This window comes from Pseudomonas sp. WS 5051 (assembly GCF_012985715.1).
Classification (GTDB): Bacteria; Pseudomonadota; Gammaproteobacteria; order Pseudomonadales; family Pseudomonadaceae; genus Aquipseudomonas; species Aquipseudomonas bubulae.
Map to the genome: position 1 here is coordinate 81,106 of NZ_JAAQWV010000014.1, position 15,105 is coordinate 96,210.

Annotated in this window: 12 protein-coding genes; 3 read left to right on the forward strand and 9 right to left on the reverse strand. The window is 62.1% G+C overall.

From position 1 onward, the window contains the following. Positions 1–92: 92 nt before the first annotated feature. Genes HBN79_RS19295 through HBN79_RS19325 form a run of 7 tightly spaced genes read right to left on the reverse strand, consistent with a single transcriptional unit; the run spans position 93 to position 8,332 of the window. On the reverse strand, positions 93–1,319 hold the full coding sequence (locus HBN79_RS19295) for an acyl-CoA dehydrogenase family protein (RefSeq protein ID WP_169917048.1): 1,227 nt from the start codon (positions 1,317–1,319) through the stop codon (positions 93–95). Between the two features lie 25 nt (positions 1,320–1,344). Further along, positions 1,345–3,051 (reverse strand): ABC transporter ATP-binding protein, encoded by a 1,707-nt coding sequence (locus tag HBN79_RS19300; protein ID WP_095025627.1) that lies wholly within the window; start codon positions 3,049–3,051, stop codon positions 1,345–1,347. Next, the gene (locus HBN79_RS19305; RefSeq protein ID WP_095018743.1) at positions 3,048–3,926 is read right to left on the reverse strand and encodes an ABC transporter permease; all 879 of its coding nucleotides are present in this window, start codon (positions 3,924–3,926) and stop codon (positions 3,048–3,050) included. The genes HBN79_RS19300 and HBN79_RS19305 overlap by 4 nt, the downstream gene beginning before the upstream one ends. Positions 3,927–3,940: 14 nt before the next feature. Next, positions 3,941–4,927 carry an ABC transporter permease gene (locus HBN79_RS19310; protein ID WP_095002516.1) on the reverse strand — a complete coding sequence of 329 codons (987 nt, stop codon included), beginning with the start codon at positions 4,925–4,927 and terminating at the stop codon, positions 3,941–3,943. Then, complete coding sequence (locus HBN79_RS19315; protein WP_095002517.1) at positions 4,920–6,548, reverse strand: ABC transporter substrate-binding protein; 1,629 nt, start codon at positions 6,546–6,548, stop codon at positions 4,920–4,922. The genes HBN79_RS19310 and HBN79_RS19315 overlap by 8 nt, the downstream gene beginning before the upstream one ends. 20 nt (positions 6,549–6,568) lie before the next feature. After that, positions 6,569–7,708 carry an LLM class flavin-dependent oxidoreductase gene (locus HBN79_RS19320; RefSeq protein WP_095002518.1) on the reverse strand — a complete coding sequence of 380 codons (1,140 nt, stop codon included), beginning with the start codon at positions 7,706–7,708 and terminating at the stop codon, positions 6,569–6,571. A 36-nt stretch (positions 7,709–7,744) separates the two neighbouring features. Beyond that, positions 7,745–8,332, reverse strand: a complete 588-nt coding sequence (locus HBN79_RS19325; protein ID WP_095027129.1) for an XRE family transcriptional regulator — start codon at positions 8,330–8,332, stop codon at positions 7,745–7,747. Between the two features lie 281 nt (positions 8,333–8,613). Between HBN79_RS19325 and HBN79_RS19330 the strand changes: the two genes are divergently transcribed. Further along, positions 8,614–9,636: an aldo/keto reductase gene (locus HBN79_RS19330; RefSeq protein WP_153328213.1), complete on the forward strand. Its 1,023-nt coding sequence runs from the start codon at positions 8,614–8,616 to the stop codon at positions 9,634–9,636. Between the two features lie 177 nt (positions 9,637–9,813). Next, positions 9,814–12,723: an RHS repeat protein gene (locus HBN79_RS19335; RefSeq protein WP_169917049.1), complete on the forward strand. Its 2,910-nt coding sequence runs from the start codon at positions 9,814–9,816 to the stop codon at positions 12,721–12,723. A 58-nt stretch (positions 12,724–12,781) separates the two neighbouring features. Here HBN79_RS19335 and HBN79_RS19340 read toward each other — a convergent pair whose 3' ends face one another. Then, positions 12,782–13,564 carry a helix-turn-helix transcriptional regulator gene (locus tag HBN79_RS19340; protein ID WP_095025623.1) on the reverse strand — a complete coding sequence of 261 codons (783 nt, stop codon included), beginning with the start codon at positions 13,562–13,564 and terminating at the stop codon, positions 12,782–12,784. A gap of 118 nt (positions 13,565–13,682) precedes the next feature. Between HBN79_RS19340 and HBN79_RS19345 the strand changes: the two genes are divergently transcribed. Then, positions 13,683–14,618 carry an EamA family transporter gene (locus HBN79_RS19345; RefSeq protein ID WP_095031925.1) on the forward strand — a complete coding sequence of 312 codons (936 nt, stop codon included), beginning with the start codon at positions 13,683–13,685 and terminating at the stop codon, positions 14,616–14,618. On the opposite strand, the gene HBN79_RS19350 is transcribed toward HBN79_RS19345, so the two are convergent. After that, positions 14,539–15,102, reverse strand: a complete 564-nt coding sequence (locus HBN79_RS19350; protein WP_095002523.1) for an Rrf2 family transcriptional regulator — start codon at positions 15,100–15,102, stop codon at positions 14,539–14,541. The two genes, HBN79_RS19345 and HBN79_RS19350, sit on opposite strands and share 80 nt — an antisense overlap. Positions 15,103–15,105: the final 3 nt, after the last annotated feature.

Genomic DNA, 15,105 nt, shown 5'->3' on the forward strand with positions numbered 1-15,105 from the left:
CGGTGGGAGCGGGCTTGCTCGCGATGCAAACGGTGAGGTCTGTCAGGCAAACCGCGTCGATGCCATCGCGAGCAAGCCCGCTCCCACAGGGTTTACTCCGCCACACCAATGCGCCATTGCGCCGGTGGCGGTGTGCCGTTCACCGCAAAATCCCCCACGATGCGACTCTTGTAGATACGCGGGTTATGCGACGACAGCGTGCGCGCATTGCGCCAGAAACGGTCCAGTCCCAAGGGCTTGAGGGTGGCCGATGCACTCAGTGCATCAAACAGATCGCCACTGGCCTTGATGATCAATTCCGAGACTATGGTTTGCGACTGCGCCACTTCCAGTTCGGCAATATTCACGGCGTGGCTCAGGGCGTGTTCATCATTGCTCAAATGGGCCTGATGGACTCGCTCCAGCGCCTGGAAGTTCTGCGCTGCAATAGCGCCGGCGGCATAGGCCGCGCTGCGCAGGTTGCCCACCACTTGCAGCACTTGCGGGTCGTGGGCCACGCGCGGTGCATTGCCGCTGCTGAAGCTGCGGGTGCGCCTGGCCACATGCCCGGCAGTTTCGTCGGCCAGCGCGCGGCCAATCCCGGTCAGGGTTGCCGTGTGCACAGACTGGAAAAAAGCCGGTGAATAGCGAAAGCGGTTTTCAGCCAGAATCACATTGAGCGGATCCACCGGCACTTCGCGAAAATGCGCGGTGCCGCTGGCGGTCAACGTCTGGCCGAAACCGTTCCAGTCGTCGATGATTTCCACCCCCGGATCATTGGTGCGCACCGTCACCGATACGCGCTGTTCATCCGGGTTGTTGGCGCTGACATCGACCCAGTCGGCATACAGCGCACCGGTGGTGTAGAACTTGCTGCCACTCAATTGCCAGTGGCCGCCGTGAAGGCTCAGGCGGGTGCCGAATTCAAGCTGTTTGGCATTGCCCACTTCGCCGGACGCCGGGCTGACGGTTTCGCCACGACCCAGGCGCTCCAGCCACACGCCCTGATACTCAGGGTCGCGACTATTGAGCAGGTTTTCACAAAAACCGAAGTGCCCGCGCAATGATTGCACCAGGTTTGAATCGGCCTCGGCCAGTTCGATCAGCAGGTTGAACAGTTCCGGCAGGCTGGCGCCGGCACCGCCATATTCCTTGGGCACACGCAGGGTGGTGAAGCCTGCCTCCTTGAGCCATTGCAACTCCTGGAGCGGCAAGCGCCGTTCCAGTTCGCGATCTACGGCTCCTTGACGAATCTGCGCAAAGACCGGCCGATAACGGGCCGCCAATGCTTCGTATCGCGCCGACGGGACGGCGCCCCAGGCAGAGTCAATTTGCGACATGTCGTGCTCCTTGGCGTTGAACGGATTACCAGCCGACGGCAAAGCGCAGGCCGGATACAGGTTGAGGGGCCGGTTCCGGCGCAGCGGCGCCGGGGATCGCCGCCAGCAGGCGACGGGTGTAGGGGTGCCGGGGTGAATGCCAGAGGGTTTGCGGGGTGGCCTGTTCGACGATTTGCCCTTGCTCCATCACCAGAATCCGGTCGGCGAAATAGCGCACTACCGACAGGTCGTGGGAGATAAACAGATAGGACAGGCCCAGCTCTTCGCGCAGCTCCACCAGCAGGTTGAGGATCTGCGCCTGGGTCGAAACATCCAGCGCCGACACCGGTTCGTCGCAGATCACCAGCCGCGGCTTGAGGATCAACGCCCGGGCAATGCCGATGCGTTGGCGCTGGCCACCGGAAAACTGATGGGGCAAGCGCGCCAGGCTGCTGCGCGCCAACCCCACGGCATCGAGCATTGCGAAGCGGGCCTGCTGGCGTTGGCCCGGGTCGGTCTGCCCGTGCAGGCGCTGCACACGATCGAGAATGCTCTCCACGCTGTGGCGCGGGTTAAGCGCCGCGTAGGGATCCTGAAAAATCATTTGCACCTGACGGCGCCAGCCCAGCAGCGACTCGTCCTTGAGGCTGGCGATATCGCGTCCGTCGAATTCGATTGTGCCACTGCGTGCGGGCAGTAAACGCAGCAGGGTGCGACTGAGGGTCGACTTGCCGCAACCCGACTCGCCCACCAGGCCCACGCTCTCGCGCTCGCCCACTTCAAGGCTGATGCGGTCAAGTACGGTGCTGTTGCCATAGCCGGTGGTCAGGTCGCTGACCTTGAGCAGCGCCGGGTTGCCCGTGGGTGCCCGAGGCTGGCGGCCCGGCGCGTAGAGGGTGGACTTGACGCCATAGCGGGTGGCCTGCTCCGGCTGGCGCTCGACATTGATTTCAGCCAGACGGTTACTCAAGTAATGCTGCTTATGTTCAGCCCCCAGCGACGCCTGCAGCAGGCCGCGACTGTAGGGGTGTTGCGGGTGCTCGATCAGGTCGCGGGTCGACCGGCTTTCCAGGGCGTGGCCATCGTGCATCACGATGACCCGGTCGGCGTGCTGGCCGACCACGCCCAGATCATGAGTAATCAGCAGTAGACCCATGCCCAGCTCGCCCCGCAAACGAGCCAGCAACTCAAGGATCTGCGCCTGCACGCTGACATCCAGCGCCGTGGTCGGCTCGTCGGCGATCAACAGTCGGGGCTGGCAGGCAATCGCCATGGCGATCACCACCCGCTGGCGCTGGCCGCCCGACAAGTGCTGTGGGTACTCACGCAAATGCGCTGCCGGGCGCGGCAATTGCACCAGGGCGAACAGTTCTTCGGCCCGCTGCCAGGCCTGGCGCCGGGTCAGGTCAGTGTGGGTCAGCAGGATTTCGCTGACTTGCTCACCCAGGGTGAGTACCGGGTTGAGGCTCGACAGCGGGTCCTGAAAGATCATGCCCTGTGCGCTGCCCTGCAATTGGCGCCGTTGGCGCGGGGGCATGACCAGCAGGTCGCGGCCTTCGAACAAGACCTGACCGCCCAGCCGGGCGTTGTCCGGCAACAGGCCCATCAGGGCCAGGGCCGTGGTGGATTTACCGCATCCGGACTCACCCACCAGCGCCAGTGTCTCGCCGGCTTGCAGGGTGAAACTCAGGTCTTTGACGGCATCGGCGTTGTCGTAGCTCACGCGCAAACCGCGTACGTCCAGCAGGCTCATGGGATATACCGTCGCAGGCGAGGGTTGAGGGCGTCATTGAGACCGTCGCCCAGAAGGTTGAGGGCCAGCACCACGAAGATGATTGCCAGCCCCGGCAGGGCGGTGAGGTACCAGCCGCTGGCGATCTGCTCGCGGCCACTGCCGAGCATGGCGCCCCAACTGGCCTGATTGGGGTCGCTCATACCGAGGAAGGCGAGCCCGGCTTCCACCAGAATCGCCTGGGCAATCAGGATCGAGGTGGTGACCACCAGCGGCGCGAGGGCGTTGGGCAGGATTTCACGCAGGATGATCGAGCTGTTGCCGAAGCCCAGGCTGCGCGCGGCAGTCACAAAGTCGGCTTCACGCAGGGTACGGAACTCGGCGCGTACCAGGCGTGCCACCGTGGGCCATGAGGAGATACCGATCGCCAGCGCGATAACCCCCAGCGTCGGGTTGCCGATGGCCACGATCACGATCACCAGCAAAAAAGACGGCACGGTCTGGAACACTTCGCAGAGGCGCATCAGCACATCCCCCAGCTTGCCGCCGTGGTAGCCGGCCAGAGCCCCGACCAGCCCGCCGATCAGCACGCTGATCAGGGTGGCGCTGGCGGCAATCAGTAAAGACCCGCGGGCCCCGTGGGCGATCCCGGCAGCTACGTCGCGGCCCAGTGAGTCGCTGCCCAGAAAGTAGCCCGGATCGTCGCCGGGCCACAGCATCGGCATGGCGACCATATCCAGCGGGTCACCGGGGTAGAGCGTGCCCGCCAGCAGTGCCAGGGTCAGCACCAGTGCCAGCATGGTCGCGCCAATCAGCGCCGAGGGATTGCGCAACAGGGCCGTCCAGACGCTTTCGCTGTAGCCGGTCGGAGCGTTTGGCAGTACGGCAGTGGTCATGGGGCAGCTCCTTTTCAGTCGGCCTGGATACGCGGGTCGAGCCAGGCTTGCAGCAGGTCGACGGCGATATTGATCACCACCACCAGCATCGATGACAGCAGCAGGATGCCCAGCAGCAGGTTGTAGTCACGGGACATCACCGCCTCGAGGGTGAGACGGCCCAGGCCGGGCCAGCCGAACAGGGTTTCGGTGACGGCGGCGCCGCCGAGCAGGGCGGCGAAATGCAGCCCGGCCAGGGTCGAAACCGGCAGCAGGGCATTGCGCAGCACATGCCGTGACACCACTCGCCATGGCGCCAGGCCCTTGGCCCGTGCGGTGCGCACGTAGTCCTGACGTTGCACTTCGAGCATCGCGGCACGGGTCAGGCGGGCATACAGGGCGATATAGAACGTGGCCAGCGCCAGCACTGGCAGCACGGCGTGCTGCAGGCGGTCGAGCAGCCAGGCCGTGCCGTGCAGATCGAGGCCCAGGGTCTGAAAACCGTTGCTGGGCAACCAGCCGAGCTTGACCGAAAACAGCAGCACCGCCATCAAGCCGATCCAGAACCCCGGCGTGGAATACAGCAGCAACACCGCCAGTGACAACACGCGGTCAGGCCAGCGACCGACCCAGGTGGCCATTGCCGTACCGGCGGCGATGCCGATGGCCAGCGCCAGCCCCAATGCGCCGACCATCAGCACCAGGGTATTGGGCAGGCGATCGAGTACCAGGTGGCTGACTGGCAGGTTGAAGCGTGGCGACAGGCCGAGGTCCAGATGGGCCAGTTGGCCGAGGTAGCGTTGCAATTGCTCCAGCAGGCTCAAGTCCAGGCCAAAATGGCTGCGCCACTGCAGCAGGGTTTCGGCACTGGCGCCGCCGGACTCACCGGCCAGCACATCCACGGCGTCACCGGGGATCAGCCGCAGCAGCAAAAAATTCAGCAACAGGATGCCGACTACGGTGGGGATGGCCTGCCACAAGGTGCGCCGTGACAGGCGCCACATTCTGCGCCGTTCAAGCATGGGCGCCTCCGGTGTCAGCCAGGCTGATATTGGCCAGGCTGCTGTCCAGGCCGTTGGCGTCATCTTCGAAACCGCTGACCCGGGCGTTGTACACCGAGACCTGTTGCTGCATGACCAGGGTGATCGAAGGCACTTCTTCAATCACGATCTTCTGGAACGCCTTGAACAGCTCGCCGCGTTTTTGTTCGTCGGTCTCTACCGCGGCGCTTTCCAGCAGGCGGTCGACTTCGGGATTGTTGTAGTGGGTGCCATTGGAAAACGGCACGCCCTGGCGAAAATTCTTCGACCAGAACAGGCGTTGCACACCCACCGTGGGGTCATACAGGGTGCCCATGCCGACCACGGCAAAGTCAAAGTCGCGGTCGGTGTAGATACGTTTGATATAGGTGGGAAAATCCTGGGCGCGCAGTTTCACTTCGATGCCAATGCGTGCCAGGGCACTGCGCACATAGGTGGCAGTGCGGCTGTAGCTGTCGCCGTAGGGCAGCGGGTCGAGGGTCAGGCTGAAACGCCAGGGACCTTTTTTTACCAGCCCGGCCTTGTCCAGCAATGCATTGGCTGCCTCGGTGTCGAAGGGATACGGGTTGGGGCCCTCGTAGACGTAGTTGGCGAAGCTTTTCGGGATCGGTGAATAGCTGGCTTCGGCGTAGCCGTAGTACACCACCTTGCGGATCACTTCGCGGTCCAGGGCATGGGCAATTGCCTGGCGCACCTCGAGGCGAGACAACAGCGGGTTATCGAGGTTGAACTCGAGCATGGTCGGGGTAATGGTGTAGCGATAGCCGCGGGTAGTGGCTTTTAAACGGCCGGATTTGGTCAGGCGCTCCAGCTCGCTTAGCGGCACCGGGCTTTGCCCGCCTGCATCCAGCGTGCCGTTTTCAAACGCGGCCAGGCGCGCGGCACCGTCGGGGATGACTTTGAGAATCAGCGTATCGACCACCGTTGCCGCCGGGTCCCAGTAGTTCGGGTTGCGTTCGTACTCGATAAAACTGCCGCGCTCCCAGCGCTTGAAACGGAAGGGGCCGGTGCCCACCGGGGCGTTGTTGTGCAGATTGCTCAGCGGGTCGCCCGAGGCATACAGGTGCTTGGGCAGGATCGGCGTTTCACCGCCGGCAAAACCGCGAATCAAGTACGGCGCCGGCTTGCTCAAATGAACGATGGCAGTGTGGTCGTCGGGGGTGTCGACCCGCTCCAGGTTGGCAAAGGTACTGGAACCCCGGGGGTGAAAACGCTTGATCAGGTCCAGGGAGAACGCCACGTCGGCCGAGGTGAACGGCTCGCCGTCATGCCATTTGACCCCTTCGCGCAGGGTGAAGCGGTAGCTCAAGCCATCAGGGGCGGCCTCCCAGGCGGTGGCCAGTGCAGGGCGGGCATTGAGGGCTTCATCGTAAGTCAGCAGCCCCTCCAGTACCTTGCTGCTGGCGGTGACGCTGGTACCGGCGGTGGTGTTGAAAGAGCTCAGCGAAGGCGGCTCGGGATTGATCAGCAAGTTGAACACCCGGCGTCCGCTGACGGCCTGCCCCGTGGCATCGGCCAGGGCAGTGGGCAGGAACGGCACGCTGGCGCCGAGCGCGGACAGGGCAGACAGGCCAACAACAAATTGACGACGGGTAAAGGGCATGGCGGTCTTCCTGGGGTGGGTTAGCGGCGCAGGCCGGCCTGGCGCAAAAGGGGCAACACGCGCTCGCCAAACTGTTCAAGGTCGGGGGCAAAGTCGAAGAAGCTCAGTTGCAAGCCGTCGATACCGGCCTCTTTGAGGCGGATGATGTCGCGCACCACGGTCTCGGGGCTGCCGACCAGCTGGATATTGCCGCCCACATAACGCTCGGCCGGTTGATGGCCGCGCCAGGCATGGGCATCACTGGCTTCACGGGCATGGCCCTCCAGTGCACCGGGGTCACCTGCGGCCGTGATCGCGGCGTGGACTTCCCAGGCCTCGGCATCGCTGTCGCGGCAAATCACCAGCGGGTTGATCAGGGTGCGCACCTGACGGCCATAGCCACGGGCGGCGTGTTTGATGCGCTGCAAATGCTCGGGCAGTTTCTCCAGCGCGTTTTCGATCTCGGCACTGCCGGGGCTGGTGGTGAACACAATGTCGGAATGCCGTGCCGCGAAGTCGATACCGGCGGGTGAGCCGGTGGCGTTGACCAGCACGGGACGGCCAAAGGACGGTTTGACGCTGACATAGGCCTCTTCGAGCTTGTAATGATCGCCGCTGAAATCGACGTTGTCCGGGCTATGCCACAGTTCCTGCACCACGCGGATAAATTCGTCGGCCTGGCGGTAGCGCTGGTCGTGCTCGATGGGGGCTTGACCGAAGCGCCGGTGTTCGCGATGACGATGCCCGGTCACCAGGTTCAGGCCCCAGCGGCCCTTGCTGATATGGTCAAGGGTGGCGCCGAACTTGGCCAGGTGCAGTGGATGCCAGGGGCCATAGAGCACATGCAGGGTAGAGATCAGCAGGATGCGCGAGGTTACCGACGCCAGCGCTGCCTGAGTGATAAAGGCATCCAGTGATTCGTCGTGGTAGCGGATATCGCCCCCGTAGCCGCCCTTGCCCAACCATTCAGCGAGGGCAAACACCAGGTCAAATCCCAACTCTTCGGCGCGCAGGGTCAACTGGCGGTTGTAGTCGAAGGTCCAGGTGGTACTGCGTGGCAGCGCCGAAGGGCTCCAGCCACCGGACTGCACCGGCAGGAACAGGCCCAGAAACAACGGTTGTTCAAAGGCACGGGACAGCGGGCTTTGAGGAAAATCCAGAGGGGAGGGCTGACGTGACAAGGCGAAGGCTCCAGGCAGGGGATAGGAAAACGCGGGCTATTCCTGCACTTGCGCAGGGCTGGTCAGCAGGTAGGCGACGGCTTCGCTGTTGTGCGGGTTGCGGTACCGGTGGGGTCGTTCGGCGCGATACAGGATCGAGTCGCCAGCGTGCAGCACAACCAGTTCGTCATTGATTTTCAGCTCCAGAATGCCCTCGGCCACCAGCAGGTGGTTTTGCACGCCATGGGGGGTGCCGGGCACTCTTTCCTCGGCCTGGGGCCCCAGGCGCAGCTCGTTGAACGTCACCAGGGGGGCGGTGTGCTCAGGGGGCAGGGCGCGGCGTATAACCATGCCGGCGCCGTCGGGGTCGAGGAACTCGGCGATGGACACTTTCAGTGCGGCGGCGACTTTGCTCAGCACCTTGACCGAGGGAAAGCTGCGGCCCGCTTCGATCTGCGCAATCATCGCGCGGCGCACACCACTGGCATGGGCCAGTGCTTCCAGGGACAACTGGCGCTTGTCGCGCAAGCGCTGCAGGTTGTGGCTGATACGTTTGGCGACAGGATCGTCGCCCTGTGGATCACGCTCGGGCAAGCTGAAGGGAACGCTGCCGCTGCTGTCGAGAAAACCGGTAGGGATATTCATGGGCGTGAACCTGCAAGTGAGGTGAATGCAGGTGAATTGTCAGGGCCATGGGGGCGACGGCTCATGATGATTCCTTTTCATGCGGTCCGAAAAGTCATGAGATTACCGAGGGTTTTTTAGATCCATAAATAATTAATTCCGACGTTTAAAGACCCGTTTTGAATAAGAGCTACCCTGACAAAACCGCTCTATGGTTATGCCCCGTTGGGCGTTGACCGCCAGAACACGGCTGACTACTGTTTGCGCCACTTGATTTCACGATCACCACGCAGGGAGTCAGCATGAGCGACATTCAATACCGCAACCTGGGCCGCAACGGCGTGAAGGTTTCGCCCATTACCCTGGGCACCATGATGTTCGGCGGGCAGACCCCGGACGACGTCGCCCGGCGCATCACCGACCGCGCTTTCGAGCAGGGCATCAACTCCATCGACACCGCCAACGGCTACAACGACGGTGCCTCGGAAGCCGTGGTGGGCCGTTTGATCGGTGATCGTCGTCAGCACTGGGTACTGGCCACCAAGTTCGTCAATCCCAACCCGGGCGGCAGCGGGCCGAACAACAGCGGAGCCTCGCGCCAGAACGTGATTGCCTCGGTGGACGCCAGCCTCAAGCGCCTCAACACCGACTATATCGACCTGTTCTACCTGCACCGCGAAGACCACGACACCCCGGTGGACGAAACCCTGCGCGCGCTGGATGACGTGATCCGGGCGGGCAAGATCCGTGGCTACGGTTTGTCCAACCACCGCGGCTGGAAACTTGCCGAATTCAGCCGCAGCGCCGACCTGCTGGGCATCCAGCGTCCGAGCGTGAGTCAGCCGCTGTACAACCTGGCCAACCGTCAGATTGAAGTCGAGCACCTGCCGGCGGCGGAGCATTACGGCATTGGCGTGATCTCTTACAGTCCGCTGGCGCGCGGCGTGCTCACCGGAAAATACGACCCCGATCAGGCCCCTGGCCAGGACACCCGCGCCGGGCGCAACGACCCGCGCCTGCAGCAAACCGAATGGCGCCCCGAGTCCCTCAACCTGGCCCAGCGCATTCGTGACTATGCCGAAGGGCAAGGCATTACCGCAGGCCAGTTCGCTTTGGCCTGGGTGCTGAATAACCAGCTGATCACCTCGGCCATTGCCGGGCCGCGAACTGAGCAGCAATGGGAAGACTATGTGCCAGCGTTGAACTACAGGTTCACCGCGCAGGACGAAGCCTTTATCAATGATCTGGTGGTCACCGGGCACTCGACGACACCGGGCTACAACGACCCGAGCCATCCGTTTTTCGGACGCAAGTCGCGGGTGTGAAACCCCGGCTGTCAGATATAAAAACGCCTTCGGGCGTTTTTTTGTGAGCGCGATAAAGCCACCCTCAGCCCAGACCCTTGGGGCTGCGGATTTTAAATAAAACTAATTATTTACCACCTTTGCCCTCGACTTGAGCCATAGCCTTTTTGCTCCATTTCGTTAAACAGGCCAGGCGCCATGACCCATGTGCATCACCACACACCGTCACTGACGGCGGTTGACCCCAGGGGCTTGAGTGTACGCAGGGTGCAATACCACCGTCTGAGTGCACAGCAGAGCCCCCGGGCGCGGATTCACGAAACTGTCTTTGGCGCCACCGGTTTTGTACTCGGGCAGTGGGACCCGCGATTGGGGGCGTTGCGTCGTCATGGGGCCACAGTCGCGGCCAATCAACGCCAGATTTCCAGCCTTTCAGGGCTGGCGTTGCGCACTGACAGTGTCGATAGCGGATGGCACATCACTCTGTTTGGCGTCGCGCAGCAGATGCGCAAAACCTGGAACGGGCGCGGGCATCAGCAGTGTTTTGACTACGATGCCCAGTCCAGGCTTGTGGCCGTTCATGAACAGCGCAGTGATGAGCCCCACGCCCGATGTCTTGAGCGTTTTACCTACGGGGCGGCCGATTCAGCGCACAGGGCGCGGAACCGATGCGGCCGTCTGGTCCGCCATGATGACCCGGCTGGCAGCGTCATCAACGAACATTACGATTTGACCGGCGAGGCAAACAGCCAGTCGCGGCGTTTCTGCCAGGCCCCTGAAGCGCTCGACTGGCCTGAGCCGCAAGCGTGGCGCGATCGACAATTGGAGGCTCGGCATTACCTGACGGCCTGGCATCGCAATGCGCTGGGTGAACTGCTCGGGCTGCGTGATGCCAGGGGCAACCGGCAGCGCCTGGAATATAACGTTGCAGGGGAACAGGTACGTGTTGGCCTGCTTACGGCAGGTGGCAAGTCAAAACTGTTGGTGGATGAGCTGGTCTACAACGCCGCCGGACAAGTGACCAGCGAGCGGGCAGGCAACGGTGTTGTCACCCGGGCTACTTACGCTGACGATGATGGCAGTTTGCGACGGTTGCAGGCCAGTCGCGGGGGGGCACAGGGTGGCATCTTGCAGGATCTGACCTACACCTACGACCGGGTGGGCAATGTGACCCATGTGGTGGATGGCGCTCAACCGACCACCTGGGCCAGCAACGCGATGATCCAGGCTTCGAGCACTTTTACCTACGACACCCTCTACCAACTGGTCAAAGCCAGCGGACGAGAAAATGCGCGCCACCCCGGTGGCGCCAGTACCCCTGCGGCGGTGCTCTTCGACACGACGGACACGCAGCAGTGGCGCAACTACACGCGGCACTATCAGTACGATGCCGGCGCCAACCTGGTACAGATGCAGCATGTACCTTCTGCCGGCCAGGGCTACACCCGGCGTATGTCCGTGTCACAAACCAGTAACCGCAGCCAGATGATTGAGCCCGGTTCTCTGCTGGCTTCAGGCGAGGCGTTTGATGCCTGTGGCAATCAACGGGTGTTGGTGCGTGGTCAGGCCCTGGAGTGGAATGTGCGCAATCAACTGTGCCGTGTCACCAGCGTGCAGCGCACCAACGGTGAGAATGATGAAGAAGCCTACGTCTACGACGGTCAGGGGCAGCGGGTTTTCAAGCGTAGAACGACCCGGGCCGCAAACCTCACCCATGTGGATGAAGTGCGTTATTTGCCGGGGCTGGAGCTGCGCCTCAACCGGGCCACGGGAGAGCGCTCAAGTGCCTTGACGCTGCAAGCAGGCCGCACCGGGGTGCGTTTACTTGCCTGGGAGCAGGGGTTGCCCGATGGGGTCGAGAATGAGCATGTGCGCTTCAGCCTTTGCGATCACCTGGGCAGCGGCGTACTGGAGCTTGATGAGCGCGCGGCACTGCTTAGCCAGGAGGGTTTTTACCCGTTCGGGGCGACGGCATGGTGGGCGGCGAAAAGCGCGCTTGAAGCCACATTCAAGACCCTGCGTTACTCGGGCAAGGAACGCGATGCGTCCGGGCTTTACTACTACGGTTTGCGTTATTACGCGGCCTGGCTCCAGCGTTGGGTCAGTGCAGACCCGGCAGGGACCATCGACGGCTTGAATGTTTATGCCATGGTCGGTAATAACCCGATAAATCGGATAGATCCTGATGGGCGGGAAGAAGATCTACCCCAACGCTATCGGGTCGTTGCCGGTCTGAGCCTGATCGTCATTTTTACCGCCCTTGGCTATGCCTTGGGCTGGCTGTTTAATGCTGCTCAAGCCGTTGCAGGACTGGGGGCAGTGGCAGGCTCGGCACTCTTTGCCTTGAACCGGTATCTGGATTTGGCCGAGGCGCAACAGCCAGCACCAGGCCTCAGGGATGCGCAGGAATATGAGCTGGCGCAAAGCGTCACGGAAAAAGCCCTGGAGTTTGCCCGGGACATGGCGCTGAGCCCTGAAGAAACAGTCAAGCTGGTCAACTTTTTTTACAGCCAGCACAGTCAGGTTCTGCAGAGCACAGGTGTGGCGTTGGCGGTTTACCCCACCGTGCGTGGTGACCTATACGGATATGTCGTGGGCGTCGAGTATCGGGAGCGTTTGCGCGCTGTAGTGGCATCAGGGCGGCCACCCACCCGTGAGCTGAGGCATCTTGGCGTTCGCAGTCTGTTGCTTCGTGCCCACCGGGAACCACAGGCCGCAGGCCCGTCGAGCGCCACGGGGACACCCGAGGCAACGGCCATGACCCGATTGCCCGGTAAAAGCGCGGCCGCAAAAAAACAGCCCCTGCAAAGCGCGAGGCCGGTCGCCGCTGCGCTCCCGCCCCCCCGTTCGCCTGCCGCCCTGACGATCGATGATTCAGCGGTGACACCTTTGCCAGCGGGCTCTGCGGGTATCAGTATTGCCCTGACCTTAAGCCATTTGCGCGAGGGGCGTTTGCGGTCGATTAACTGGCACCCCCATAGCGATCGATTAATGTCCGCTGACCTTATTGGCTATAACAACAGCCGCAGGCGAGGCGCCTGGCGCCTGATGTTCGAGCGCACGGGGAGCGCTGCCTACCGCGTTGTGGGGATACGAAATCCGCACTGAGGCACATACCCTTTTGAGCGGGTGCTGTGTTTGTCGGCAGCGGGGCTGGCCAGTTGGTTCAACTCGGTTCCTTCAGACAGTACCGGCTTGGCACCTCGCCCAGCACCCGGCGAAAAACGCTGGTGAAAGCGCTCGGGCTGCTATAGCCCAGATCGGTCGCCACTTGCGTAACGGCCTCGCCATGGCCAAGGCGCACCACCGCTGCCAACAGGCAGGCTTGCTGGCGCCATTCGACAAAACTGATGCCGGTTTGCTGGCGAAACAGGCGGGTAAAGGTACGGCGGCTCATGCCAACCTGCCGGGCCATATCATCAATCCCGATATCCAGCGACGGCTGCTCCAGCAGTGTGCGGCAGGCCCGCGCCAGCCTGGGCTCACCCGGTAGCGGCGCATTGAGCGAAAGGGGTGGCATCTCGGCTATTTCGTGGAGCAGCAAATTCATCAGCAGCCCCTCTCTGCGGGTTTCGTCATAGAGCGCAGGAATATCCGTGGCCTGGATCAATAACTGGTGCAGCAGCGGCGATATGCCGAAAACCTGACAATGCGCCGGCAGGCCAAGGCGCACAGACGCGGGCTCGCGGATATAGGTGTTCAGCAGGGTCACCGGGCCGTTCATGCTCATTTCGTGGGGCACCCCTGCCGGTACCCAGATGGCCCGTTGCGGCGGTACCACCCAGTTGCCCTGGTCGGTAAACACCGTGATGACACCGCAGGCGGCATAGGCAAACTGCCCGCGGTTATGCCTGTGCAGGGCAAAGCGCTGCCCGTCGGCATAGTCAATGGCCGTGACCACAGCGTCGCGGGGGATATTTTCGCAGGTGTCGGATTCAAATTCGCCCATGGCCCGAATTTAATGATCTTTGACCTGATAGTGCAAGCGGGCCGATACGGCAAGTGTGCATAGTGGCATTTTGGTTGGTGCATGACGCCGCCCGCCTTGCCACTGGAAGCCCCCCCCTATGCAAAAGAAACATCTGATCCTGGCCGTGCTGGTGACGGCCGTTTGGGGGCTGAACTTCCCCATCACCAAACTGGGCCTGGCAGCTATTGATCCGCTGTTGCTAACGGCGTTGCGTTTTACCCTTGCGGCGTTGCCGTGGGTATTTTTCGTCAAACGGCCGCCGATTGCCATCAAGTGGCTGGCTGCTTATGGCTTGATTTTTGGAGTGGCCATGTGGGCCCTGATCAATCTGGGTATTGAATGGGGCGTGCCCCCAGGAACCGCTGCGTTGCTGATCCAGTTCAGTGCTTTTTTCACCCTGGGCTGGGGGGTATTGCTGTTTCGCGAGCGTCTTGGCTTCGGCCAGATACTGGGGATGGGGCTGGCACTGTTGGGGTTGATCAGCATCATTGTGGCCAGCCCCGGCCGGGGCACGACCCTGGGTTATGGCCTGTTACTGATCAGTGCCCTGAGCTGGAGTATCGGCAACGTCATTATCAAACAGTCGAAAGTGCGGGAGATGTTCGCCTTTGTGGTGTGGGCCAGTGTGTTTGCGCCATTGCCGCTGTTGGCACTTACCTGGCTTGCCCACGGATCTGCGCCTTTTACCTCTTTAGTCACCCACTTTGAGTGGGTGGCGTTGTTTTCCCTGTTGTTTCAGGTCTACGCGGCGACGCATTTCTGTTACTGGGGCTGGAATCTGTTGCTGCGCGAGTACCCGGTATCCAGGGTGGCGCCGCTGTCCCTGCTGATTCCGGTTTTCGGGATCGCAGGTTCGATGCTGATGCTGGGGCACAAGGTTGAGTTCAATGAAGGGCTTGCGATTGTGCTGATATTGGCGGCGCTGGCAGTGGGGCTTGTAAAAGGGCCGGTGCTTAGTCCGAGATTTCAGTTACCGGGATGGCCTGGTCGTCAGAAGTCTGCGCGGCGCTTTTCTTCTCTCGACGATCGTTGATCCATTTGCCGACCTGTGCCGGGAACTCGGCGGGGGATTTACGGCCGACCTTTCGGGCAAGATCAAGAATGGTTTGTTGGGCCAGGGCCTCTTCCATGCGCTTTTGTGCCGTCATCATCGCCGCGTGAACCGAACAGTGGCCGTCCAGCGCCCAGGCAGGCGGCGAGCCTTCGAAGAGTGCGCAGCGGCCACGAATTTCCCGGCAATCGAAAATAAGCTTTTGGCCGTCGATAGCGTTGACGATATCGAGAATGCTGATTTCGTCAGCAGGCCTGGCCAGTTTGAATCCGCCGCGCACGCCTTCGGTGGCCACGACCAGTTTGGCCTTGGCCAGCTTGGTGAAGATCTTCGCCAGATAGTCCTGAGGCACGCCTTGCAACTCTGCAAGATCACGCACGCTCGCCTCACGGCTTTCGCCGCCATCGCCTACCAAAAAGAGCAGGCAGTGAATGCCGTACTCAACGCCCGCGCTGTAAAGAGACATCAA

Bases quoted from the DNA above. Each gene is read 5' to 3' on its own strand.
- HBN79_RS19295 (WP_169917048.1), bottom strand. From the start codon at position 1,319: ATGTCGCAAATTGACTCTGCCTGGGGCGCCGTCCCGTCGGCGCGATAC.
- HBN79_RS19300 (WP_095025627.1), bottom strand. From the start codon at position 3,051: ATGAGCCTGCTGGACGTACGCGGTTTGCGCGTGAGCTACGACAACGCC.
- HBN79_RS19305 (WP_095018743.1), bottom strand. From the start codon at position 3,926: ATGACCACTGCCGTACTGCCAAACGCTCCGACCGGCTACAGCGAAAGC.
- HBN79_RS19310 (WP_095002516.1), bottom strand. From the start codon at position 4,927: ATGCTTGAACGGCGCAGAATGTGGCGCCTGTCACGGCGCACCTTGTGG.
- HBN79_RS19315 (WP_095002517.1), bottom strand. From the start codon at position 6,548: ATGCCCTTTACCCGTCGTCAATTTGTTGTTGGCCTGTCTGCCCTGTCC.
- HBN79_RS19325 (WP_095027129.1), bottom strand. From the start codon at position 8,332: ATGAATATCCCTACCGGTTTTCTCGACAGCAGCGGCAGCGTTCCCTTC.
- HBN79_RS19330 (WP_153328213.1), top strand. From the start codon at position 8,614: ATGAGCGACATTCAATACCGCAACCTGGGCCGCAACGGCGTGAAGGTT.
- HBN79_RS19335 (WP_169917049.1), top strand. From the start codon at position 9,814: ATGACCCATGTGCATCACCACACACCGTCACTGACGGCGGTTGACCCC.
- HBN79_RS19340 (WP_095025623.1), bottom strand. From the start codon at position 13,564: ATGGGCGAATTTGAATCCGACACCTGCGAAAATATCCCCCGCGACGCT.
- HBN79_RS19345 (WP_095031925.1), top strand. From the start codon at position 13,683: ATGCAAAAGAAACATCTGATCCTGGCCGTGCTGGTGACGGCCGTTTGG.
- HBN79_RS19350 (WP_095002523.1), bottom strand. From the start codon at position 15,102: ATGTCTCTTTACAGCGCGGGCGTTGAGTACGGCATTCACTGCCTGCTC.